A 23,767-nucleotide genomic window follows, 5' to 3' on the forward strand; every position below is an offset into this window, starting at 1 on the left:
CCGGGGGGAAGCGTTCAAGGGGAATCCAAGGTTATGCATGACGAGACGATGGCCTCGGGCGTATACCTGCCCGAAATCGGTGCTGCCGCCGAGCGACCCGTTGTAAACAGCCGTACCCTGCAATTCCACGGCAATGCCGAGGACTATTTCCGCATCTGGATCGTCAACGTCGCGCTGAGCCTGGTGACGCTGGGCATCTACTCGGCGTGGGCCACCGTGCGCACGCGCCGCTACATGTACGCCAACACCTGTCTTGGCGGCTCACCGTTCGACTACCTGGCCCGTCCGCTGCCCATCCTCAAGGGGCGCCTGCTGACCGCGCTCATCTTCGGCATCTATGCGCTGGGCGGGCAGTTCTTCAAGCCGGCACAGTTCGCCGCCGCGCTGCTCATCGCGGCCTTCATGCCGTGGATGATCGTCAAGAGCCTGATGTTCCGCGCGCGCTACTCCTCGTGGCGCGGCCTGCGCTTCTACTTCACCGACGACTACGCGGGCGCTTACAAGTGGTATCTGGGCGTCTATTTCCTGATGGGCATTCCGCTGGTGGCCATGGGGGCATCCTCGTTGACGGGGCACCCCATCTTCGGCGCACTGCTGTGCGTGATCGGCATGATCGCCCTGTATCCGTGGATCAAGGGCAACCAGCAGCAGTGGATGGTGGAGAACCATCACTTCGGCGGCAAGTCGTTCAAGTTCAATGGCGACATGGGCAGCTATTACTCCATCTATGGCCTGGCAGCGCTCGTGGCGCTGGCCTGGTTCATGCCCACTACGGGCCTGTTCGGCGCATTGAGTCCCCTGCTCAAGGGCCAGATCAACGCGCACACCAAGCTGCCGCCGATCAGCTTCGTGCTCGCCGTCTACGCGTGCATGGTGCCGCTCTACCTCGGCGTCTGGACGTTCGTGCACACGCGCATGACCAACATGCTCTACAACCAGTCGCAACTGGGCACTTATCGCTTCCGTTCGACGCTGGCGTACTGGCCGATGCTGGGCATCTACCTCACCAATGGGCTGGCCGTGCTGTGCACCATCGGGCTGGCCATGCCGTGGGCGCGCATCCGCATGGCGCGTTATCGCGCGGCGCATCTGGAAGTGATCGGCGGCGGCGACCTGAGCGACTTCGTGCGTGATGCGTTCTCCCATGGGGACATCGGCGCCACCGCCACCGAGTTGGACAGCCTGCTGGGCATCGACATCGGCCTGTGACGTGATGGTTCCGGCGACCTATTTCGACGGACGATCCACTCGCGCCACGCCGGTATCGGTGTGGCGCGAAGAGGCGATGCTGCGCTGGCGCACCGCCGACCGCCTGCTCGAATGGCAGGCGCCACTACAGGCCATCGAGCCCAGCGCCGGCGTCATCGGCCTGCCCTACACCCTGCGCCTGGTCGACGGCGCGCATCTGCAGATCGAGCACGACCAGTTGCCCGACGACTGGTTTCCCCGCCACCACCGGCTGGAACGCCTGGTCGACTGGCTGGAGCGGCGGTGGCCGGCCGCCCTGGCGGGCATCGCCGTGATCGTGGTGGCGCTGGCCGGCCTGTTTGAGTTCGGCGTGCCATGGGCGGCCGACCGCATCGCCTCGCATATACCTTCCTCGCTGGAGAACGCCATGGGCACGCGTTCGCTGGCCGCGCTGGAAGGCCACCTGCTGTTGCCCACCACGCTGACGACTCGGCAGCAGGCGCACTACCAGGCCGTGTTCCAGCGTTTCGTGCAGAACATGCACGACCTGCCGGAGGTGCGCCTGCACTTCTACAAGGCGCCGGCCATCGGCGCCAATGCGTTCGCCATGCCGGGCGGCACCGTGGTATTCACCGACGAACTGGCGAAGGCACTGCCGGATGACGAGGCGTTCATCGCCGTCATCGCGCACGAGCTTGGCCATCAGGCCCACCACCACATGATGCGGCAGGTGCTGCGCGGCTCCGGCGTCTTCATCGTGGCGGGCATGCTCATGGGCGATGTCACCTCGCTGGGCGGCATCACCGCCGGCGTCCCCACCTTTCTCATCAACGCGCATTACACGCGTGGCTTCGAATCGGACGCGGACCGCTTCGCCTTCGATGCCCTGGCACGCGATGGCATCGATCCGGTGGCCTTCGTGCATGCCATGCAGGCGCTCCAGAAGGCGCACCCTGGACTGAACGAGGTGGAGAAGGACTTGCGGTACGTGTCCAGCCATCCGATGACGGTCGAACGCATCGCCCAAGCCAACAAGGCATCGCAGGCGTTTCGCGCGCATGCGACAGGAAAGACGACGGCGGCTCGCTGAGTCGCCGTCCCTTTTGCATCCACACTCGCGCGCTTACTTGGCGCCCTTGAGCTCGACCACCACCGCCTTGGTCGCCGTACTGCCCACGTTCTGGTTGCTGTGGGTGACCGGGGCGCTGTACATCGCATCGCCCGCCTTGTGCTCCGTTTCGGTGACTTTGCCGTCAGCCGTGGTCGTTTTCGTCTTGCCACCCGTCACGAAGTAGACCACGTTGGCCGGATGCGAATGCATCGGCAAGGTTTCGCCGGGCTTCAACCAGACTTCCGTCACCTTCACCTGGTCGTTGTCCACCAGTACCTTCGTGTTGTTCGGCGCCACCTTCGCCATGTCCTGCGCCAGCAAGGGGCCTGCGACAACACAGGCGAGCGCCAGCAAGGCAGCCTTTGCACTGCACGAAACAGAAACGGTCATGACACGTCCTCCCTCGGTTCAACGGCGTCGTTGATGCCTCCGGAGTGCACGCCATGCATCCCGGAAGCCCACGGTCCGGAAGTCCGTTTCCCTGCGGATGGCATCCGCCCATGCCCCCGCATGGCTCCATGCTGTTGCCCATGTGGCGTATCGACGAGCGACTGCGCCACACATCGGCCGATGTGCGTGTGCAGGTCGTGGGGGCGGTGCAACGACGTGTGCGTGGACGAACGTGAAACAGCAAACACCCGGGAACCCGTGCCCGGATATGCGCCGGAACCTACGCCGGCGCCCGGATGGCGTCAATTGCCCGGAAGGCCGAGAGTCGCTACAGGCCGCGGCAGACGCGGCTTACACGCAAGGCAGGCTTAAGCAAAGCCTGCCTGATCGAACATGGCCCTGCGCGCATGAGCGCAGGGCCAGCGAATCAGTGCAGCACGAACAGCTTGTCGAAGCCCGCCACGCGCAGCGTGCCGCGCAGGCTCGTATCGGCGTTGACGATGCGGATTTCCGAGCGGTCGGCGCCGGCGTGTTCGCGCAGCAGGAGCAGCATGCCCAGCGCGGAGCTGTCCATGCTGGACACTTCGCCCAGATCGATGACGTAGCTGCGTGCGGCACGGCCGTCGAGGCAGGCATCGTGGAAGGCGCGGTGGACGCTGAAGTCGAAGCGCTCACCCAGCTGCAGGGTGACGCAATCGAGGTCGGGATCGTGATGGACGGTCAGGCTCATGACGGAATTTCCTAGGTCAATGCGATCCATCGAGGGATCGCTCGCAGATCAGACACACCGTGTTTGATCTGGCGGAACCAAGTCCGGGCACGTACCGGACTTGGTGAGTCAGGACGGTGCGGATGCACCTTCCTGACCTTAGAACAACTCAATCTCGCCGGCGTCCATCGAGTTCTGCAGCGCCGGGCCGCGCGAGCGGAGGCGCGCCTTCTCGCGCTGGATGGCCAGACGGCTGCGTACACGCTCGGCGCGCTGCGCCAGCAGGTCGGCATCGATCGGGTTGCACGCCAGCTCCTGGATGTCGCGGGTGCATTCGGTGGTGATGTCCTGCAGTTCCACCAGTCGCTGGCGCGTCTGGTTGATCAGCTGGCTGAGGATGTCCTCGAACTGCAGCGAGCGCACGGTGGTGGCTACGTCGGTGCCCAGGCCGCGGTTGATCTCGACCACCTGGTCGGCCACCTTGCTGGTACGGGCGTCGCTCTCGGTAACGTGCGCCATCATGGCGTCGATGCCGCCCTTGGCGGACAGCGCCACGTTCAGATCCTGCGAGGCCATCGTACCGACCAGGCCGCGCAGTTCGCCCATGGCGGCGCGTGCGCGCTCCACGTGGCTGCCGATCTGTTCGTTGAACTGGTTGGAGTGGCTGGCCAGGTTGCGGATCTCACCGGCCACCACCGCAAAGCCACGACCCGACTCACCCGCACGCGCTGCCTCGATGGCCGCGTTCAGCGCCAGCAGGTTGGTTTCTTCGGCGATGGTGTTGACGTTCTTCAGGAGGCCGAACACCGCGTCCATTTCCTTGGCCATGCCGTCGATGCGGTAGACGATGCGCAGGCTTTCGCGCGACATCTGCACCACCATGTCGACGAAGTGCTCCAGCAGGTCGCCGGTACGGGCGGCGAAGTCCTGCACGGACACGCCCTCGCCCTGCACGTCGATGATCTGGCGCAGCAGCGACTGCTGCTGGCCGGTCTTGCGCGACAGGCCGTCAAAGCCGCCGCCGAGCTCGGTCACCGCGTCGCGCAGCAGGTCCATGGCCTGATGCAGTTCACGCGTGGCGTGACCCAGTTCGTCCACCAGCGAGCTGCGTACTTCTTCCAGTGCTTCGCGCACCGGCTCGTGATGTTCCAGCGATGCCTGGATGACCGGCGGCGCGGCGACCGGCACAGCCCGGCGCGTTTCGACGATCCACGCAGCGGTCAGCAATACAACCAGGACCGGACCCAGCCAGGCCGATGGCCAGGCCATGGTCAGCACCAGCGCAACGGCGCTGGCGGCCAGGCCGATCACCGGGCGCTTGTGCATGAAGGAAAGAAGGGCGTCCATAGAGATATCCGCAGATCAGGTGGCCGGCACAGCGGCGCGGGAAACAGGTTGGTGCGCCAGCGCGAGCAGGCGCGCGGCAATATGGTCGAGCGGGAGCTTTTCGGTGGCGGCGCCGAGCTTCCACGCGGCACCGGGCATGCCCCACACCACGGAAGATTCTTCGTCCTGCACCAGCGTGCGCGCACCGCCCTGCTGCAATTCGAGCAGGCCGCGTGCGCCGTCATCGCCCATGCCGGTGAGCAGCGCAGCGATGGCAGACTTGCCCACGCTGGCCGCCATGGACCGGAACAACACGTCCACGCTGGGCTTGTGGCGGTTCACCGGCGGCCCGTTGTGCAGGCGGCACACGTACTTGGCGCCATCCCACATCACCAGCAGGTGTTCGCCACCCGGGGCAATGTACGCATGGCCTTGCTGGATAGGCTGGCCGTCGCGTGCTTCGCACACGCGCATGGCCGAGCAGGTATCCATGCGTGCCGCGAACGGACCGCTGAAAGCCGCGGGAATATGCTGCGTAATGACAATCGGCGGCGCATCGGGTGGCATCGCCTCCAGCACCACGCGGATTGCCTCGGTGCCACCCGTGGATGCACCGATGGCAATGATGGGCATGCCGCCACGGGTACCTGCCGTCTGCGCGCGCGGAAGCACGGCATCGGCGGTAAGGCGCGGCGGCACGTCGAGCTTGCGCACGGCGGTGCGCTGGCGCGGCTTGGCCAGTGCGGCCAGCTTCACCTTCGCACAGATCTCCTGCGCACCTTCGGCAAAGGTGCTGGCCAGGTCCGCGCTTGGCTTGGTGAAGAAATCCACCGCGCCCAGTTCCAGCGCGCGCAGGGTAACTTCGGCGCCTTCCTGGGTCAGCGACGACACCATTACTACCGGTGTCGGCCGCAGGCGCATCAGGTTCTCGAGGAAGGTGATGCCGTCCATGCGCGGCATTTCCACGTCGAGCGTGAGCACGTCCGGATTGAGCTGCTTGATCTTTTCGCGCGCAATCAGCGGATCGGCGGCGGTACCCACCACCTCGATACCCGGATCGCACGAGAGCATGGTCGACAGCAGCTTCCGCACCAGTGCGGAGTCATCGACCACCAGGACACGTACTCTTTCCATCGCGTATTCTTCTCGCCTTCGTCGTACGGCGTGGCGCCTGCCACGTCCGCCGGCCCGTGTCGGCGCCAGATAGCCTGAGGAAACCGTCGCAACGCCCGCGGCGTCAGAACAGTTCCACCTCTCCCTTTATCGGATCGTTTGCCAAACGCTTGAGATACTGGCGCTCGCCATCCACCAGCACCGTGTCGGTGCGACCTCTTAGCTGGCGCACGCGCGCCTTGCCGGTGGTGGGGAAAAACTGCACGTGACGCGGATGCACGTCGCCAAGGTCTTCGGCGGCCACGTCCAGACGCTCGGCATCCAGGTAGCGCCGCACGAAGGCAATGTTGCGCTGACCGATGTCGGTCATGGTGGCCAGCACGCGGCCGCCACCGAACACTTTCACCACCAGGTTCGCGCGCTGCCCGCCTGCCTTGAGGATGGCATTGATCAGCTGTTCCATCGCATCGTTGCCGTAGCGCGCGGCGCGACCCACGGTATCGACCCAGCCACCGCGCTCGCCGCCGATGGGCTCGGGCAACATGAAGTGGTTCATGCCACCGATGCCGCGCACGCGGTCGAAGATGCACGCGGACACGCAGGAACCGAGCACCGTGGACACCATCTCCGGCTGCGAGCTCACGTAGTACTCACCCGGCAGGACCTTCACGGTCATGCAGGCATGCGCGGGGTCCCAGAACCTGCGCAGATGTTCAAAACCGGGAATCACCCGCGAGGGGTCATACCCTGTCCCGACGGGGACGTTGGCAACGGCGACGTTCATGCACTGCGTTTCCGGTAGACCGTCCTTCCGATCAGGTCAAAACTGTCGTTGAGTCCGTACATGGACTCCGAATGGCCAAGGAACAGGTAGCCGCCGTCGGGCAGCAGTCCGGCGTAGCGCTGGAACAGCCGCTGCTTGGTGGGTTTGTCGAAATAGATGACGACGTTGCGGCAGAAAATGGCATCGAACGGACCCTGCATGGGCCAGTCGTGCAACAGGTTCAGCGGCAGGATGCTGATCAGCTCGCGCAGGCGCGGGTTCACGCAGGCGTAGTCGGCGTACTCGCCTTCACCGCGCAGGAACCAGCGCCGCCGGCGTTCCTCACTCACGCCTTCGAGACGATCAAGCGCGTAGACGCCCTTGCGCGCCGTCTCCAGCGCCTGCGGCGACAGATCGGTAGCAAGAATCTTGGCGTCCAGGCCGTTGGCGTTGTGCTTTTCCAGCGCCTCGGCCAGCACCATGGCGAGCGTGTACGGCTCTTCGCCGGTGGCGCAGCCGGCGGACCAGATGCGCAGGCGGCCGCCGTTCTTCTTTTCGCTGATCCAGCGCGGCAGCAGTTCGTCCCTCAGCAGGTCGAAATGATGCGATTCGCGGAAAAAAGCGGTGACGTTGGTGCTGATGGCGCTGGCCAGCTCGCCCAGCTCCTGCTGCGGATCACGCCGCAGCAGCTCGCAGTAGGCCTGGAAATCGCGCAGCTTCAGCGCACGCAGGCGGCGCAGCAGGCGCCCTTGCACCAGCTGGCGCTTGTGCTCGCCCAGCGAGATGCCGCACTGCTCGTACACGAACGTGCGCAGGAACTCGAACTCCGCATTACCCAGTGACGGGCCGCCCATGGCCGCCACGCCAGCTTGATTGTCCATCGTGGCAGCCATGCTCATGCTCAGAACTCCTTCCAGGAGCCAGCGTCGGCGGCTTCAGCCTTGGGTGCGCGCTGTGCCGGCGCGTTGGAGCTGCGCACGGCGGCGAACACGGCTTCGGCTTCGGCCATCACCGACTGCGATCGGGCCTTCTCGGTCGCCACTTCGGCAGAGGCTTCGCCGACCTGGAAGAAACTGACCTGGCGGGCCAGTTCGCCGGCCTGCTCCTGCATCGCACGGGCGGCGGCAGCGGCCTCTTCCACCAGCGCGGCGTTCTGCTGGGTCATTTCGTCCATCTGCAGCACCGCGTGGTTCACCTGGTCGATGCCGGCGGACTGTTCCTGCGATGCGGCGGCAATCTCGGCCACGATGTCGGTGACCTTCTTCACGCTGTCCACGATTTCGGCCAGTGCCTTGCCCGACTGGTCCACCAGCGACGAACCCACGCGCACCTTCTCCGCGCTGTCGTTGATGAGGCCCTTGATCTCCTTGGCGGCACCGGCACTGCGCTGCGCGAGGTTGCGCACTTCGGTGGCCACCACGGCGAAGCCGCGGCCCTGTTCGCCAGCACGTGCCGCTTCCACGGCGGCGTTGAGCGCCAGCAGGTTGGTCTGGAAGGCGATTTCGTCGATCAGGCTGACAATTTCGGAAATCTTGCGGCTGGAGTCGTTGATCTCGCGCATCGCCGCACTGGCCTGCGAGGCCACTTCGCCACCGTGCTCGGCCTGGCGGCGCGTGGCGCTGGCAAGCTGGTTGGCGTGGCTGGCGTTCTCGGCGTTCTGCTTCACGGTAGAGGTCATTTCCTCCATCGACGAGGCGGTTTCTTCCAGGCTCGATGCCTGCTCCTGCGTGCGCTGGCTCAGGTCATCGTTGCCGCGGGCAATCTGCTGCGCGGCCGAGCTCACCGAGCCTGCACCGTGGCGCACTTCGCCGACGATGTTGCTGAGGCGCTGGTCCATGGTGCGCAGGGCATCCAGCAGTTCGCCCAGCTCGTCCTTGCGCTGATTGTCGATCGCGTGGCCGAGCTTGCCGCCCGCGATGGCATGGGCCACCTTCACCGCCACGCCCAGCGTGCTCAGGATGGAGCGCATCAGCAGCATGGCCATGACCGAGGCAATCGCCAGGCCGACCAACAGCGCGACGATGCTGATCGTGCGGACCACGTGGTAACGGGCCACCTGCGCGTCATAGATCTGCTTGGCATCGGCGCGCTGCGCGTCGACCATCTTGCTCAGGGAGGCCTGGCGCTGCATCAGCAGCGGGCGCACCTGCATTTCCAGCAGTTCGCTGGCGCCGGTGTCGCCCTGGTTCAGCGCGTCAACCATCGAGGCCTTGGCATCGGAGTAGTCGGCGTCGGTCGAATGCCAGTCGTCGTAATGCTTCTTGACGGCCGGGCTCATCGGAATGGAGGCGAGCTGCTTCTTGAGATCTTCCATCTCGGCCTGCAGCTTGGCGTATTCGGCCAGCTTGGACTTCACCTGGTCCGGCTTGCCCACCAGCGTGGCGGATTCGCCCAGAAGGATGAAGGACATCAGCTGGCGGCCGGTGACCTGCGAGACCAGCTGGGTCGGCACGATCTCTTCCTCGTAGATCTTGCCCATGCCGGTGTTCTGCTCCTGCATGCCACCAATGCCGATCACCGCTCCGGCGATCAGCATCAGGCCAAGCAGGCCAAGGACCGCACGCATGCGGTTTCGGACCGAGAGTTCCGGGGCTTTCAGTGCAAACTTCTTCATGATGATTCCACTTCCTGCTTTATCGTTCAGGCCACGGCTTTGACATCGGAGGCGGCTGGCAGCGCCGCCTCAAGCATCTGTGCATCCTGGGGCTGCAACAGCTTGTCCACGTCCAGCAGCAGCACCATGCGCTCGCCGGTGGAGGTCAGCCCCTTGAGGTATTCGGTATCCACGGTGGTGCCCATGTCCGGCACCGGGCGGATGGCATCCGGTGTCACGTCGAGCACGTCCGAGACGGCATCGACCACCACGCCGAAATTGCGGCCGGCCACCGTGATGATCACGGTCACCGTGGTCACGCCATAGGCCTCGCGCTCCAGGCCGAAGCGCAGGCGCATATCGATCACGGGCACGATCGCGCCGCGCAGGTTGAGCACGCCCAGCACGTAATGCGGTGCCTGCGGAATGCGCGTCACCGGGGTCCAGCCACGAATTTCGCGGACCGCCAGGATGTCGATGCCGTATTCCTCGTGGGCGAGGTTGACGGTGAGGTACTGCGACTGGAGCGCCTCGCTCCGGGTGTTATCGGACATGTTCGCCTCGTGGTCGGGGCCGCATGCGAGGCCCCCTATCGGGATCTGAATCGGCGGTAAGCAGGGAAACTTGAGTGGAAAGCACGTTTTCGGCAGGTGCCTGATAAAACCTTGCAGGAGCGCGCTTGCGCGCGACCGCCCTGCCCGTGTCAGCGCAAGGCACACCGTCCGGGGTATCGCATGAACAAACGATCCCCGCCGTGCGAAGGGTCCCGGTCGCGCACGAGTGCGCTCCTACAGATAACGGGCCGGCCCGTCAGAACTCGCTCCATCCCCCGGCAGCAACGGCCACCGGGCGGGCTGCCACCGGCGCCCGGGAAGCCGCCGCCGGCGCGGGCCGCTGTGCCGGTTTCGCGCTTGCCTTTCCTGCCAGCCGGAAGAAGCCCACCTGCAGCTGCAGCTGGTCCGCCTGTTCCTGCATGGCGCGGGCCGCCGCTGCCGCCTCTTCTACGAGTGCGGCGTTCTGCTGGGTGACTTCGTCCATCTGCATCACGGCGCGGTTCACCTGATCGATGCCCGAGGACTGCTCCTGCGCCGCGGCTGCCATTTCGGCCACGATGTCGGTGACGCGCTTGACGCTGTCCACGATGCCGGCAAGCACCTGGCCCGATTCGTCCACCAGCGCCGAACCGGCCTGCACCTTGTCCACCGTGTCGCCAATCAGCGCCTTGATCTCCTTCGCTGCCGTGGCGCTGCGCTGGGCCAGGCTGCGCACCTCGCCGGCCACCACCGCAAAACCGCGGCCCTGCTCGCCGGCACGCGCCGCTTCCACGGCGGCGTTGAGCGCCAGCAGGTTGGTCTGGAAGGCAATCTCGTCGATCAGCTGCACGATGTCGGTGATCTGGCGGCTGGCGCCTTCGATCTCGCGCATGGCGTGACTGGTGCGGGTGGCCACCTCGCCGCCGCGCTCGGCCTGCTCGCGGGCGCTGCGGGCCAATTGGTCGGCGTGGCCGGCGTTGTCGGCGCTCTGACGCACGATGGAGGTCATCTCTTCCATCGATGCGGCGGTTTCTTCCAGGCTCGACGCCTGTTCCTGCGTGCGGTGCGACAGATCATCATTGCCGCGCGAGATCTGTTCCGCCGCGGTCGACACCACCTGGGAACCCTGCTGCACCTCGCCCACGATCTCCACCAGCTTGGCGCGCATGCGCTGCAGTGCATCGAGCATGCTGCCGGCAGCAAAGGTCTTGCCGTCATCGCCGGTCGCCAGGTCGCCATCGGCAATGCGTGCCGCCATGGCCAGCGCGAACGCCGGCTCGCCGCCGATGCTCTGGCGGATGCTGCGCATGGATTGCCACACCACGCCGATCACCAGCAGGCCCACCAGGGCGGCCTCCAGCAGGCTGACCAGCAAGGCATGCTGGAACTGCGTGTTGATGTCCACGAAATAGGCGCCCGTGCCCATGTGCATGTCCCACGGCTTGAACCACGCGCTGTAGGTGATCTTGGACTCGATCTTCTTGTCCGGCGGCATCGGCCACACATACTCGGTGACGCCCGCGCCCTTTTCACGGTCGACCTGGCGGATCATCTGCCAGAGCGGCTTGCCGTTCGGGTCCTTGTCGTCGGCGACGTTCTTTCCTTCCTTTTCCGGAAGGAAAGCGTGCACGTGCATGATGAAGTTGGAGTCGAACACGAACACATAACCGGAGCCGCCGTTGCCCCAGCGCATCGCGCGGATCACGGCAAAGGCACGGCGCTTTGCATCCTCATCGGTGAATTCACCGGCCTTCGCGCGATCGTGAAAACTCTGCGCCACGGCCATGGCCGTAGCGACGTGGTCGCTCAACGCATGCACGCGGGCCTCCATCTGCAGGCGGCGACTGTCGAACGCGGATACCACGGTCAGCGTGACCAGCCCCGCGATGACGAACGCGATGACCAGCCACACCTTGGCCGCAAGGCTCAGGCGATCGATGAACTTCAAGGGAGACTTCATTGGGTAAACCTTCAGAACGAAAGAGGGCGGTGCTGCGATTGCCCGGATTCATTCCCTGCACTGCACGTCACTGGCACCCCTGCCAGCGGCCACGGCTTCCTGTCGTGACTTCTTCATCTACAACGGGTGCAGCAACGCGCTGGTGCGCGAGCGCTGCCTTTTCCTCGCTTCAGGGTCGGGCAACGGGAAACGCCACGGCCCTTCTCTGGTCGATCGCGCACAAGTGCGCTCCTGCCGTCAGGGCGCGATGCGCGTCAGAACTCGTTCCATCCACCCGCCGCCGCCACCTTGGGCAGCGGCGACACGACGGGCTGCGGGGCGACGCGTGGCTTGGCGGGCACCGTCCCAGCCTGCACGCGGAAGTAGCGGATCTGGCGCTCCAGCTGGTCCGCCTGTTCCTGCATGGCGCGGGCCGCCGCTGCCGCCTCTTCTACGAGTGCGGCGTTCTGCTGGGTGACTTCGTCCATCTGCATCACGGCGCGGTTCACCTGGTCGATGCCCGAGGATTGCTCCTGCGCCGCGGCTGCAATCTCGGCCACGATGTCGGTGACGCGCTTGACGCTGTCCACGATGCCGGCAAGCACCTGGCCCGATTCGTCCACCAGCGCCGAACCGGCCTGCACCTTGCCGACGGTGTCGCCGATCAGCGCCTTGATTTCCTTCGCTGCCGTGGCGCTGCGCTGGGCCAGGCTGCGCACCTCGCCGGCCACCACCGCAAAACCGCGGCCCTGCTCGCCGGCACGCGCCGCTTCCACGGCGGCGTTGAGCGCCAGCAGGTTGGTCTGGAAGGCAATCTCGTCGATCAGCTGCACGATGTCGGTGATCTGGCGGCTGGCGCCTTCAATCTCGCGCATGGCGTGACTGGTGCGGGTGGCCACCTCACCGCCGCGCTCGGCCTGCTCGCGGGCGCTGCGGGCCAGCTGGTCGGCGTGGCCGGCGTTGTCGGCGCTCTGGCGCACGATGGAGGTCATCTCTTCCATCGACGCTGCAGTTTCTTCCAGGCTCGAGGCCTGTTCCTGCGTGCGATGCGAGAGGTCGTCGTTGCCGCGCGAGATCTGCTCCGCGGCGGTCGACACGATCTGGGAGCCCTGCTGCAACTCGCGCACGATGCCCACCAGCTTGGTGCGCATGCGCTCGAGTGCTTCGAGCATGCTGTCGGGCGAAAAGCTGGTATCGCCGTGCGCCACGAGGTCGCCATCGGCAATGCGTGCCGCCATGGCCAGTGCAAACGCCGGCTCGCCGCCAATGCTCAGGCGGATGCTGCGCATGGAGCGCCACACCACACCGATCACCAGCAGACCGACCAAGCCCGCTTCGAGCAGGCTCACCATCAATGCATGGTGGAACTGCGCATTGATGTCCACGAAGTACGCGCCCGAGGCCACATGCAGGTCCCAGGGCTTGTACCAGGTGGTGTAGGTGATCTTGTGTTCGTCCTGCTTGCCGCCCGGCATGGGCCACATGTATTCGGTAACGCCGGCGCCGTCGCGCTGGTCGGCTTCCATCATGTGGCGATACATGAAGGTGCCCTGGCTATCCGCCTCGTCGCGGACACTGAGGCCCACGCGCTTGGGCATGATCGGATGCATGCGCATCACGAAGTTGGAATCGAATGCGTAGACATAGCCCGCGCCCTTGTTCCAGCGCAGCGCGGATACCGCCGCCAGCGCCTGTTTCCTGGCTTCCCCATCGCTGAGCTGGCCAGCGTCGACGCGCGCGCGGTAGCTGTCCAGCAGCGAGATGGCCGTGTTCACTTCGTCGTTCAGCGCACTGACGCGCGCATCCATCTGCAGCCGCCGGCTATCGAGCGCGGACACGAAGGTGAGCGTTGCCAGCCCCGCCACGACAAAGGCGATCACCAGCCACACCTTGGCGGCCAGGCTCATTCGATCGATGTATTGGAGCGGAGACGTCATGGGGGGACACCTGAAAGATGACTTGGGCCACCGGCAGGGGCCCGCTATGGAATGGATCTGGTTCGCCTTGGATTACCCTGACGCCGGCCGCAGGCCGACGCGCCGCGGCTTCCTGTCGCGACTGATGAATGGGTGGTGGATGGATACGCCGGCACCGGTATCACGGGATGTCTCCGGCGGTGTCACGGGTCAGCCGGCGCTGCGCATGACGCGCGCCAACGAACCATTCTTCCGACGGGCGGCGTCGCTCCTGCGTCGCCGCCCGCTGAATCAGGCCGCCTTGCGACGACCCTGCATGCGAACCAGGCCGGCGATGTCGACGATCAGCGCCACGGAACCATCCGCCAGGATGGTCGCGCCGGAAACGCCCTGCACGCGGCGGTAATTGGCTTCGAGCGATTTCACCACGGCCTGCTGCTGGCCGATCAGGCCGTCCACGAACAGGCCCACGCGCGCACCGTCGCCTTCCACCACCACCATCAAGCCTTCGTCGATGGCATGGATGGCGTTGTCGCAGGCAAACGCGTCGTGCAGGCGGATCACCGGCAGGTATTCCCCACGGAAGCGGAACAGCTCGCCGCCACCGGCCACGCTGCGCACCGCATCGGCCTTCAGCTGCACTGATTCGACGATGGACACCAGCGGCACGATGTAGCGTTCCTCACCCACCGCAGCGGTCAGGCCATCGATGATCGCCAGCGTCAGCGGCAGGGTGATGGTGAACACACTCCCCTTGCCCTGCGTGCTGCGGATGGTGACGGTGCCGCCGAGATCGGCAACGTTGCGGCGGACCACGTCCATGCCCACGCCGCGACCGGACAGGTCCGTCGTGACCGCGGCGGTGGAGAAGCCCGGCTGGAAGATCAGTTCCGCCACGGCATCGTCGCTCATGCCTTCGGCACTGCTGATGATGCCGCGCTGGATAGCCTTGTTGACGATGGCATCGCGGTTGAGGCCCGCACCATCATCGGATACTTCAACCACCACGTTGCCGCCGCGATGCGAGGCATGCAAGGTGAGCGTGCCGGTATCGCCCTTGCCCGCGGCGCGGCGCTTGTCCGGCGTTTCCAGGCCGTGGTCGATGGCGTTGCGCACCAGGTGCACCATCGGGTCGCCGATTTTTTCCAGCACCGTCTTGTCCAGCTCGGTCTGTTCGCCGACCAGCTCCAGCTTGACCTGCTTGCCCAGCTTCTGGCTGATGTCGCGCACCATGCGCGGGAAGCGGTTGAATACCGAAGCGATGGGCAACATGCGGATGCCCATGACGCTTTCCTGCAGCTCGCGCGTGTGGCGCGCCAGCTGGGCCAGGCCCTGTTCGAGCACGGCCAGCCGCGAAGCGTCGATATCGCCTTCGCGGAAGGTGTCGAGCATGGACTGGGTAATCACCAGCTCGCCCACCAGGTTGATCAGTCCGTCGATCTTGTCGATCGACACGCGCACCGAACTTGATTCGGCGCTGGCTTCACGCTGCGCGCGTGCCGCACCGGCATCGGCCACGGGTGCGGCCGGTGTCGTGGTGGCCACCGGCGCGGCGGCCGGCGTGGGCGCGGCTTCCGCCACGACGTGCCTGGCCTCGATCTCCAGATCGCACTCGCCTTCCACCCAGTCGAACACAGCGGCGATGTCGGCACGCTTGACCGGGCCTTTCAGCTCGATGGTCCAGCCGACATGGCATTCGGTGGGTTCCAGCGCGGCGAAGGCCGGCAGCTGATCCAGCGATGGCGTGACCTGCAGCTCGCCGAGGCCGGCCAGTTCGCGGATCAGGCGCAGCGGCTCGTTGCCGCCGGCAAGCATGCCGGCGTGCGGACGAAAGCGGATGGTCCAGGCATCGGCCTGGTCCACGTTGCGCCGCGCCTGCACCGCCGCCGCGGGCGCGCCGCGCCCCATGGCGGCGGCGAGCTCGTTGCGCAGCCCTTCGGCCACGGCATCGTTGAGCGGCTCACCGGCCTGTGCACGCGCGAACATGCCGCGCAGGCAATCCACCGTGCGCAGCAGCAGTTCGATGATGGCGCCGTCGATGGCTCGCTTGCCGCCACGGACTTCGTCCAGCAGCGACTCCGCCTCGTGGGTGAACGAAGACATCTCCGGAAACCCGAAGGTAGCCGCACCGCCCTTGATGGAGTGCGCGGCGCGGAAGATGGTGTGCACCAGCTCCCCGTCGCCGCCTTCGTCCAGCGCAAGCAGCGACGACTCCATCGTGTCGAGTCCTTCCAGACTCTCCTCGATGAATACCTGTTGGAACTGCGCCAGACCGGCCTTGCTCATGGGGGATCTCTACTCTTGGATTGCTTCGCTGTGACCTACCTTTCCGTCATCCCTGCTAACCCCGGAAAGGGGCACGAGCAGGGATCCAGCGCCTTTGCACGCGACGAAAGACGCTGGATTCCAGCTTCCGCTGGAATGACGAGCCGGATCAGCCGAGCACGCGCTTGACGGTGGCCAACAGCTGCTCGGGATCGAACGGCTTCACCAGCCAGCCGGTTGCGCCGGCGGCCTTGCCTTCCATCTTCTTGTCCGTGTGCGACTCGGTGGTCAGCATCAGGATCGGCACGCCCTTGTAGGCCGGCAGCGTGCGCAGTTCGCGCACCATGCTGATGCCGTCCATCACCGGCATGTTCACGTCCGCCAGCACCAGGTCGAAGCTGCCGCCCTTGGCCGCGTCCAGCGCCAGCTGGCCGTTCTCCGCCTCGCTCACATCGTGGCCGGCGTTGCGCAGGGTGAAGGCCACCATGCCGCGCATCGAAGCCGAATCGTCAACCGCAAGAATCTTTGCCATCTTCCACCTCAGTTTCAGGCCGGCATCGGTGCCGGCAATTCCAGAGCCTGTGCGAGGCCGAGCACGCCGGCCGCGTCACGCATGACTTCGCTAACCCCCAGCCACGCCGGCGACTGGCCACGCGCCGTCGCCTCGCGACGGAACGCCACCAGCAGCTGCAGGGCCGCGGTGTCCACCCGCTCCACGCCGGCGCCGTCCAGCTGGGCGGCGGGCGCGTCGAATGCTTCAATCAGTTCGGCCTTGACGTCGGCCACGCTGCCGAGCCGGAAGTCGGCCGGCAGCGCGATCACGCGCGCCCCACCGTTGCCTTGCTTGGTCGTCTTGCTGCCCATCGCGTTGGTCCTTCGCCCACCCTGAGGGCGTCTACGGGTGGCTTATCGGCCATATCCCTGCCTGCTTTAGCGATTCCAGCCCTCAAAAGGCGCAAGCGGGCGGATGCCGGGGGCACTAAAGTTTTTGCGACAGCCGCCGATGATCAGGGCACGGACGGGCGCGCGCACATCGCTGGGTCCGCAAGGAGCCTCGATTGATCATTCAACCCACCAGCCTCGCAGCCCTTGCCTGGGCCGGCGCCGCGTCTGGCAGTGCCGCCGAGAGCTGGCGCATCGGTACCGTGCTGTCCGCGCGCCCGCTGGGGATCAATCCCGACGGGATGATGGTGCTGCAGATCGGCGCCCTCACCGTGGAAACGGAGGCACCCAGCGGCCAGCAGCTGCCGGCACAGTTCCAGTTGCGCGTGCTCAGCCTGGGCGCGCAGCCCATGCTGGAACTGGTGGCGCCGCAGATGCCCGAGCCCGCCAGTCAGCTGGCGATGCGCGAGCGGCTGCCGCAACAGAATGGCTACGCGCCCCTGCTGGCCACGCTGGACGCGCTGGCCCAGCGCCCCGCGCTGCGCCAGTTGCCCGCGTACATCCGCCCGGCGCTGGCCTTGCTGGAACACGGCGTACGCACGCCCGCCGAGATCACCCGTGGTGAAGGCCTGAGCGAAGCGATCAAGCGCAGCGGCCTGTTCCTCGAATCGCAACTGGCCCAGCCTCACCTGGATATGGCTGGCCTGAGCCAGGAAGACTGGAAGGGAGCGCTGTTGCGCCTGGCCAGTCTGCTCGACGACTACCTGCCCACGCCCACCCGGCGCGGGCCATCTTCAACCGCCACGGAAACGCCACCGCCGCTGCAGCAACGTGGCCTGCAGGCACAGCCTCGCGCTGCCCTGCCGGTGTCCCTGCTGGAAGACGATGTCGATGCCCTGCTCAGCCGCCTGCACGGTGAAGTGCATGCGGCGCTGGCGCGCGTGGAAGTCGCCCAGCTAGAGGCCACGACGGCCTCGGCATGGATGGTGGAGATCCCCCTGCAGGGCGAGGATGGCCGCGACATCCTGCAGATCCAGCTGCAGAACCACGCTGATACCGATGCCGGATCGTCGTGGACGTTCGGCTTCGCCATCGACCTGCCATCGCTGGGGCCCATCCAGGGCGAACTGCAACTGCGCGACCTGCGCCTGGCCGTGCGACTGTGGGCAGAGCGAGCCGATACGGTGCATCGCCTTGAACAACAGTTCGGCGCGCTACGTCACGCGCTGCTGTCCAGCGGACTGATCCTGGATCAGCTGTCGTGCCAGCAAGGCCTGCCGCATTCAAGCAATCCGCATAGTGCCATCCTGCTGAGGACCATGGCATGACCAACGCACTGCCCTCCCCGCGCCGGCGCGTGACGTTGCGACTTTCCGGTGGCGCAAACGATGCGCCGACACCGTCGGTCAGCCTTCCTCCGGAATCGCTGGAAACCCTGCTGGCGCGCGCCCGCGCACTGGGCATCCCGCTGCACCACGATCCCCAGATGGCCGCGCTACTGGCATCCTTGCGCCTGCGCCGGGAAGTACCCGCCACCTTGTACGCGGCAGCGGCGGCCGTGATGGCCAGCATCTACGACGCGTCCGAAGCAGGCTCCTGATAGCGGATAGCTGGTTGCTGCATCGCGCAGCAATGGCGGTCTTTGTCTGCAGCAGGCTCGCCCTCAGCGCTATCTGACAGAGCAAAGCGAATATCCGCAGTCAACAGATAGCCCTGCTGCTCTAGGCCGACGACCTCCCTGCCACGCAGACTTTCGAGGTCGAGATGGCGGTCCCGCTTTACGTTCGAAAGCGGGCCATCCAAGCCTGGCGTCATCCGGCCACCCCAAGGGTGATCCGACCGCCAACACCACGACGTTTCGGCCCGACGATCGTCTTGCGGCGGCGGTCGTGCGCCTGTACGTGCCTCAACTGCGGAGAAGAGCTTATGTACTTGTCCAAGATTCCAGCCATCCGTCGCGGCGCGCGTACCGTGCTCGTGCTTGCCTCCCTCTTCGGCGTGGCGCACGCCGACACCGGCACAGCGGACACCCTGGCCGCCACGCCGTCCACGGACAGCGCCCCGTCGGCTGATTGCGCAAGCATGCAGGCGAACCTCAACGCCGACCTGAAAGCCCAGATGAAGGCAGGCTGCAAGCCCAGCGACGCGCAGATCGCGCAGTTGATGAACAACCCCGTGGGCAACCTGGTCATGTTCCCGCTCCAGAACGACTACACGCGTGTCAAAGGTGGCGTGGTCGACAACTACAAGGACATGAACCGCACGCAGTTCATTCCGACCTTTCCGGTGGCGCTCAATGACGACTGGAACCTGATCAACCGCATCTCGTTCCCCATCGTCAGCGACCCGGTCAACAAGCACATCGGCGGTCTTTTCGGCGATACGCCGCTGCAGATCGCCCAGGACCCGAGAACGGCATCCATCATCAACGACCCGTACAGCCGCACGACGGGTCTTGGCGATATCACTTACGTGGGCCTGGTCTCGCCCTCGGCAGGTACGAAACTGAGCAACGGTGGCGTCCTTGTGTGGGGCGTGGGTGGCACCGTCATGCTTCCCACCGCCAGTCAGGCGGTCCTGGGCACGGGCAAATATTCCGCCGGCCCCTCGGCCGTGCTTGCCTACATGGGCTCGAAGTGGATCGGCGGCATCTTCCCGCAGCAATGGTGGTCGTTCGCCTCCAGCAAGAAGAACCGGCCGAACGTGAACATGACCAACATCCAGTACTTCATCCAGCGCAAGCTGGACGAGGCCGGCAAATGGCATATCGGCATGACGCCGAACATTTCCATCAACTGGAATGCCCAAGGCGGCGGCAACAAGGTCAATTTTCCGGTGGGTCTGGGCGTCAACTACACCACCAAGCTGGCGGGCATACCCATCAAGTACGGCTTCGAGGTGCAGTACTCGGTGATCCAGCAGTCGTCCATCCCGGGTGCGCGATGGAACTATCGCTTCGTGATCCTGCCCGCCGTTCCCAAGTTCCTTCTCTGAGGAACGCATGAGCGGACGCGCACGTCGCTGCACGCGGCGTGCGCGCGGGTCCGCACTCTCCGCGGGGCATCGTCGGTCAGAGCGAGATCGACGCTGACAACATGGCAGGATTACCCTGCGTGCGGTTCTTCACGTCGAACTCGTGCAGCCAGCGCAGCGAAAATTCAACCTGGCCACCCTGCCACTTCTTCAGGTAGTTCACCATCGGGCCCAATGACACGGCCCGACCCTTGAAGCCATTGAGCCGATCGGCCAGCGGGCCCGTGTCCTTGTCGATCTGGTAGATCCAGCCGCCCACGCCGCCAATACCCCAACCCGAGGGGAAACGCTTCACCAGCAGCGAATCGACGTGGAAAACCGAACCGTTCTGGTAGTTGGTGGCGTCATCCTTGGTATAGAAATCCACACCTGCCGTGGTGCTCCATTCCAGCGAACCCTGCGAGAACAGCTGCGTATAACCCACCGTCGGCGTGAACACCCAGGTATTCAAGCTCGTGTTGGCCAGATTTCCCTTGGTGTAATCGCCAGTCGGCGCTTCGATGTACAGGGCCAGCGAAAGGTGTTGTGTCTGGCTGAAGTGATGGCTGGCGATCACCGGTACGAAGGTCATGTCGTACAGGCCTGTGGCGCTGTCATGCGTGCTCGCATGCAGGCGCCCGAAATCGACATCGGCCGTTGCACCCACGTAGGCAAACGGCAGTTCGACCATCGAGGCGAAGTTCCATGACGATGGCTTGGTGTTCCAGATGTACATGCCTACGGCTTCGAACAACTGAAACTCCGCTTTGATACCCAGTGAGGACCCGCCACCCGTCAGCGGGACTTCCCTGGAGCCGCCGATGTCGCCGTTGTAATAGGCGTAGGCCAGCTGCCAGTTCCATCCCGGAGTCGGTGGCACCAGGCCCGAATAGGATGCCGCCTGCAGGCCGGTAATCGATCTGCCGACACCGCCCTCGGTCGCAAGGGCCGGTGCAGCCGCGGTAACGGCAAGCAAAAGAAGCGCAGGCACAAGTCGTTTCATAGAAGCTCTGGGCGATAAGTGGGGGCGCACCGGGACGCACGGGACGTGCGGCCTCTTATGTAAGAAACTTCTTATTTCGGCCTTCAGCGTCTACGGATCACGGGCACCGGACAAGCGAAAATCCACGTATGCCAGTTAGGTAAAAGTACGGACTACCAAGGCGATCCACGACCCAAGGGGCCCCTCGGCCACGCGAAGGAAATGCAGCACCCGTCCGAGCCGCAAACCCTGCCAGCCACCGCCAGACAGCTGCCTTACGGCTGATTTTTTCGCGCCCGGCAGATCGCTGCCGGTGCCGTCCAGGACGGATCTCCCGGACGATCTCCTCGCCGGATCCAGCGACCTCGCGTTGCACCGGACGGTGTTGCCCGCCAGCCTGCAGAGGCCATCGCAGCCGCCTCTGGTAGCGATGCAATGGACGCCCACGCCGACAGGCGCAGGCCTGTCGTGCGACCGCCTATGAGTCGGCTGTGGCTAGTTCCGTCCTTGCGGCAAGGCCATTACGCCGTCGCCGCACCGCCTTCAGGAATGCGGACAATGGCCTGCTGCGCGGCCTGCTCCAGCGAGCTGACCACTTCGTTGACCTCGGCATTTGCAGGCAGCGTAGCCTCGGCGGTCACCAGCGGCTCCGGAAACAGCACCCCCACGATGCATGCCTTGGGCAGGCGGTTACGCACCACGCTCACCACGTTGTCGTAGGCATCGCGCTCTGCCTCGGGGTGCGTGCTGACGACGTAGACCATCGAGACCGCGTCCTTTGTCGCATCCGGGTGCGGTTCGGCGTCGAACGCCGTGAAGTCGTCGATGAAAAGGTGACGCGCGTCGATATGAAGGTCGCGCAGGATGCGCGTGAGCAGCTCGGTGGAGAGGTCATCCGCCATGGAGCCCAGTCCCACGCAAAGCACCACCGATCCCGGTGCCACCGTGAGCGGGCCTTGCCAGCGACCAAAGGCATCCTCGCGATGCTGCCGCAGGCTGCGGCCGATGTTCGCGTCGTCAAGCACGGACGGGCGCCGCCGCCAGCGACTCCATTTGCTTTCGTGGCTGTCGAGGGTCTCGACCACGGTGACAATGGCACGCCGCACGGCCGTCTGTTGCACCGTGTTGATCGCGCCGGCGGAAAGGTCGGCCCGCGCCAGTTGCAGCGCTGGCAGCAGCACGGCATCGCAATAGGCCGCGAAACTCTTGCGCTTCAGGAAGTCCCGCGCCTCGCTGATGATTTCGTTGGCATCGCCCGACAGTGCGCGCTGATACACCCGTTGCGGCAGGGTGAGCGCCGGTGCATCGCCAAGCAACACATTGAGCAGGTCCAGTGCTTTCACGTGACGGCCGGCAACCACCAGGCACAGGGTCAGCGGCGTGGACATCAACAACCCCACCGGCCCCCACAGCCAGCTCCAGAAAATCGCCGCCACCACCACGGCCAGCGGCGAGAGGCCGGTGGTATGCCCGTACAGGAACGGTTCGATCAACTGCGAAACCACCACCTCGACGAACAGGTAGAGCACGATGGTCATGGCCAGCAGCGACCAGCCGGGCGCCACGGCCGCCGCAAACACACTGACCAGCGCCGCCACCAGCCACACGCCCACATAAGGCACGAAACGCAGCGCCGCGGTCAGCACGCCCCACAACGGCGCACTGGGCACGCCGATCACCGTCAGGCCCAGCCAGATCGCCACGCCCACACTGAAGTTCACCGAGAACGTGGAAACGAAGAAGCGCGACAGGCGCTCGCCCGCATCGTTGATCGCCGCCGTGGTGGCGCGCAGGTCGGTACCACCTGCCAGCCGGATGAAGCGGTCACGCAGGGATTCGTGTTCCAGCAACACGAAGATCAGTACCACCAGCACGATGCCCGCCGTTTCCAGCGGTACCCAGGCGGTGGACAGCACGCGGGTCACCAGGGTGAGCGGCGCGGACGTCGCCTTGGTCGACGCAGATGCAGGATGGGCTTCGCCCGGCGCGTTGGTCAGGTAGGGCGGCGCCACAAAGGGCAACTGGGCCGAACTGGCCGTCGCCGGCGCCGCCCCCTGCCCGTTGCCGTCGATCACCTTGCCCAGCTCGCCCTGCAGGAAATCCAGCCGGCCGAGCGTTTCCTCGCGCAGGGACTTCACCTTGGTGCGGATGGTCACTTCGTACTGCGGCAGGCTGCGCGCCACGTGGACCACCTGCGTGCCGACCATGGTGGCCATGCCGGCGACCACCACCGCCAGCACGCCGACCGCGACGAGAACTGACGAGGTGTGACCCAAACCGACACGCCGGAACAGGCGCGTCCATGGCGCCACCAGCAGGCTGAGGAAAATCGCCAGGATGATCGGCACCAGCACTTCGCGCCCGAAGTACAGCAACGCCAGCACGCAGGCCGCCGCAATGATGACGACGGCGCGCTGGCTGGCGGATGCGACGGGCGAAGCGGGGGCTTGCGACGACATGGGCGAGTCTCCTTTTCATCGCGGCATGACCGGGGCAACCCGGTTGCCCCACGGTGCCGCAAGAATAGCCTCGCCCGATGACGGATGGATCAGGCCGCTTCGTGCTCCAGCGGCAGACGGCACAGACGACGTACGTCAAGAAGTGCCACGAAGCCGCCCTGCGACGGCAGCACGCCGTGCACGGGTTCATCGTCGCGCGCCGCGCCGCCCGGCGGGGGCGGTGCGATATCCGACGAACGGGCCGACAACAGCTCGCCCACGGCATCCACGCGGATGCCCACCAGGTGCGGACCGTGCGAGAGCATCACCAGGCGCACCTGGAACGGGTCGGCGCGCCCTTCTTCCGACAGGCCCAGGCGACGCCGTCCGTCCAGAACCGGCACGATGCGTCCACGCAGGTGGCGAATGCCAAGCAGGTCGCCGGCGGAACCCGGCACCGGCGTCAGCTCGCCATCACGCAGCACCTCGCTCACCTGCGTCAGCGGCGCGGCGTAAAGCTGACCGCCAATGCGGAAGGAGAGCCAATCTTGGTTGTTGTTTGCGTGGGTCATGGCGTTGACTCCCCTGCTGATGCCTTGGCGGCTGG

Annotated in this window: 21 protein-coding genes; 5 read left to right on the forward strand and 16 right to left on the reverse strand. The window is 65.6% G+C overall.

Features of this window, described 5'->3' with window-relative positions; genetic code table 11:
* Nucleotides 1–33: 33 nt before the first annotated feature.
* Both H8F01_RS05220 and H8F01_RS05225 read left to right on the forward strand, forming a co-directional pair.
* Nucleotides 34–1,209, forward strand: a complete 1,176-nt coding sequence (locus tag H8F01_RS05220) for a YjgN family protein (RefSeq protein ID WP_187057972.1) — start codon at nucleotides 34–36, stop codon at nucleotides 1,207–1,209.
* A 4-nt stretch (nucleotides 1,210–1,213) separates the two neighbouring features.
* The gene (locus H8F01_RS05225) at nucleotides 1,214–2,278 is read left to right on the forward strand and encodes a M48 family metallopeptidase (RefSeq protein WP_187057973.1); all 1,065 of its coding nucleotides are present in this window, start codon (nucleotides 1,214–1,216) and stop codon (nucleotides 2,276–2,278) included.
* A 33-nt stretch (nucleotides 2,279–2,311) separates the two neighbouring features.
* On the opposite strand, the gene H8F01_RS05230 is transcribed toward H8F01_RS05225, so the two are convergent.
* The 13 genes from H8F01_RS05230 to H8F01_RS05290 form a co-directional block, all read right to left on the reverse strand.
* Entirely contained in the window at nucleotides 2,312–2,689 is a 378-nt protein-coding gene (locus tag H8F01_RS05230) for a cupin domain-containing protein (protein WP_187057974.1), read from the reverse strand.
* 427 nt (nucleotides 2,690–3,116) lie between these two features.
* A complete protein-coding gene (locus H8F01_RS05235; RefSeq protein ID WP_187057975.1) occupies nucleotides 3,117–3,419 on the reverse strand; it encodes an STAS domain-containing protein in 303 nt (100 codons plus the stop codon).
* A 138-nt stretch (nucleotides 3,420–3,557) separates the two neighbouring features.
* Nucleotides 3,558–4,745 carry a methyl-accepting chemotaxis protein gene (locus tag H8F01_RS05240; protein ID WP_187057976.1) on the reverse strand — a complete coding sequence of 396 codons (1,188 nt, stop codon included), beginning with the start codon at nucleotides 4,743–4,745 and terminating at the stop codon, nucleotides 3,558–3,560.
* A 15-nt stretch (nucleotides 4,746–4,760) separates the two neighbouring features.
* Nucleotides 4,761–5,858, reverse strand: a complete 1,098-nt coding sequence (locus H8F01_RS05245; protein WP_187057977.1) for a protein-glutamate methylesterase/protein-glutamine glutaminase — start codon at nucleotides 5,856–5,858, stop codon at nucleotides 4,761–4,763.
* Between the two features lie 103 nt (nucleotides 5,859–5,961).
* Complete coding sequence (gene cheD, locus H8F01_RS05250; protein ID WP_222615725.1) at nucleotides 5,962–6,621, reverse strand: chemoreceptor glutamine deamidase CheD; 660 nt, start codon at nucleotides 6,619–6,621, stop codon at nucleotides 5,962–5,964.
* Nucleotides 6,618–7,499 carry a CheR family methyltransferase gene (locus H8F01_RS05255; RefSeq protein ID WP_187057978.1) on the reverse strand — a complete coding sequence of 294 codons (882 nt, stop codon included), beginning with the start codon at nucleotides 7,497–7,499 and terminating at the stop codon, nucleotides 6,618–6,620. Before H8F01_RS05255 ends, cheD begins: the two co-directional genes overlap by 4 nt.
* A 2-nt stretch (nucleotides 7,500–7,501) precedes the next feature.
* A complete protein-coding gene (locus tag H8F01_RS05260; protein ID WP_187057979.1) occupies nucleotides 7,502–9,214 on the reverse strand; it encodes a methyl-accepting chemotaxis protein in 1,713 nt (570 codons plus the stop codon).
* 26 nt (nucleotides 9,215–9,240) lie between these two features.
* Complete coding sequence (locus tag H8F01_RS05265) at nucleotides 9,241–9,747, reverse strand: chemotaxis protein CheW (RefSeq protein ID WP_187057980.1); 507 nt, start codon at nucleotides 9,745–9,747, stop codon at nucleotides 9,241–9,243.
* Between the two features lie 256 nt (nucleotides 9,748–10,003).
* Nucleotides 10,004–11,686 (reverse strand): methyl-accepting chemotaxis protein, encoded by a 1,683-nt coding sequence (locus tag H8F01_RS05270; protein WP_187057981.1) that lies wholly within the window; start codon nucleotides 11,684–11,686, stop codon nucleotides 10,004–10,006.
* A 254-nt stretch (nucleotides 11,687–11,940) separates the two neighbouring features.
* Nucleotides 11,941–13,602, reverse strand: coding sequence for a methyl-accepting chemotaxis protein (locus H8F01_RS05275; protein WP_187057982.1), 1,662 nt, complete (start codon nucleotides 13,600–13,602; stop codon nucleotides 11,941–11,943).
* A gap of 270 nt (nucleotides 13,603–13,872) precedes the next feature.
* Complete coding sequence (locus H8F01_RS05280) at nucleotides 13,873–15,867, reverse strand: chemotaxis protein CheA (RefSeq protein WP_187057983.1); 1,995 nt, start codon at nucleotides 15,865–15,867, stop codon at nucleotides 13,873–13,875.
* Nucleotides 15,868–16,015: 148 nt separating this feature from the next.
* Nucleotides 16,016–16,378 carry a response regulator gene (locus H8F01_RS05285; RefSeq protein ID WP_019466590.1) on the reverse strand — a complete coding sequence of 121 codons (363 nt, stop codon included), beginning with the start codon at nucleotides 16,376–16,378 and terminating at the stop codon, nucleotides 16,016–16,018.
* 14 nt (nucleotides 16,379–16,392) lie between these two features.
* Nucleotides 16,393–16,710, reverse strand: a complete 318-nt coding sequence (locus tag H8F01_RS05290; RefSeq protein WP_187057984.1) for an STAS domain-containing protein — start codon at nucleotides 16,708–16,710, stop codon at nucleotides 16,393–16,395.
* A gap of 194 nt (nucleotides 16,711–16,904) precedes the next feature.
* Between H8F01_RS05290 and fliK the strand changes: the two genes are divergently transcribed.
* From fliK to H8F01_RS05305, 3 genes are all read left to right on the forward strand, one after another.
* Nucleotides 16,905–18,056, forward strand: coding sequence for a flagellar hook-length control protein FliK (gene fliK, locus H8F01_RS05295; RefSeq protein ID WP_187057985.1), 1,152 nt, complete (start codon nucleotides 16,905–16,907; stop codon nucleotides 18,054–18,056).
* Nucleotides 18,053–18,328 (forward strand): EscU/YscU/HrcU family type III secretion system export apparatus switch protein, encoded by a 276-nt coding sequence (locus tag H8F01_RS05300; protein WP_187057986.1) that lies wholly within the window; start codon nucleotides 18,053–18,055, stop codon nucleotides 18,326–18,328. The genes fliK and H8F01_RS05300 overlap by 4 nt, the downstream gene beginning before the upstream one ends.
* Before the next feature lie 332 nt (nucleotides 18,329–18,660).
* Nucleotides 18,661–19,722, forward strand: coding sequence for a hypothetical protein (locus H8F01_RS05305; RefSeq protein WP_187057987.1), 1,062 nt, complete (start codon nucleotides 18,661–18,663; stop codon nucleotides 19,720–19,722).
* A gap of 76 nt (nucleotides 19,723–19,798) precedes the next feature.
* Here the strand turns inward: H8F01_RS05305 and H8F01_RS05310 are convergent, their stop codons facing one another.
* The 3 genes from H8F01_RS05310 to H8F01_RS05320 all read right to left on the reverse strand — a co-directional run bounded on the left by H8F01_RS05310 (nucleotide 19,799) and on the right by H8F01_RS05320 (nucleotide 23,732).
* On the reverse strand, nucleotides 19,799–20,743 hold the full coding sequence (locus H8F01_RS05310) for a SphA family protein (RefSeq protein WP_187057988.1): 945 nt from the start codon (nucleotides 20,741–20,743) through the stop codon (nucleotides 19,799–19,801).
* Nucleotides 20,744–21,243: 500 nt separating this feature from the next.
* Nucleotides 21,244–23,181 (reverse strand): AI-2E family transporter, encoded by a 1,938-nt coding sequence (locus H8F01_RS05315; protein ID WP_187057989.1) that lies wholly within the window; start codon nucleotides 23,179–23,181, stop codon nucleotides 21,244–21,246.
* Nucleotides 23,182–23,270: 89 nt separating this feature from the next.
* Nucleotides 23,271–23,732, reverse strand: a complete 462-nt coding sequence (locus H8F01_RS05320) for a chemotaxis protein CheW (RefSeq protein WP_187057990.1) — start codon at nucleotides 23,730–23,732, stop codon at nucleotides 23,271–23,273.
* Between the last annotated feature and the right edge of the window lie 35 nt (nucleotides 23,733–23,767).

The organism is Dyella telluris (assembly GCF_014297575.1).
In the GTDB taxonomy this organism is placed as follows: Bacteria; Pseudomonadota; Gammaproteobacteria; order Xanthomonadales; family Rhodanobacteraceae; genus Dyella; species Dyella telluris.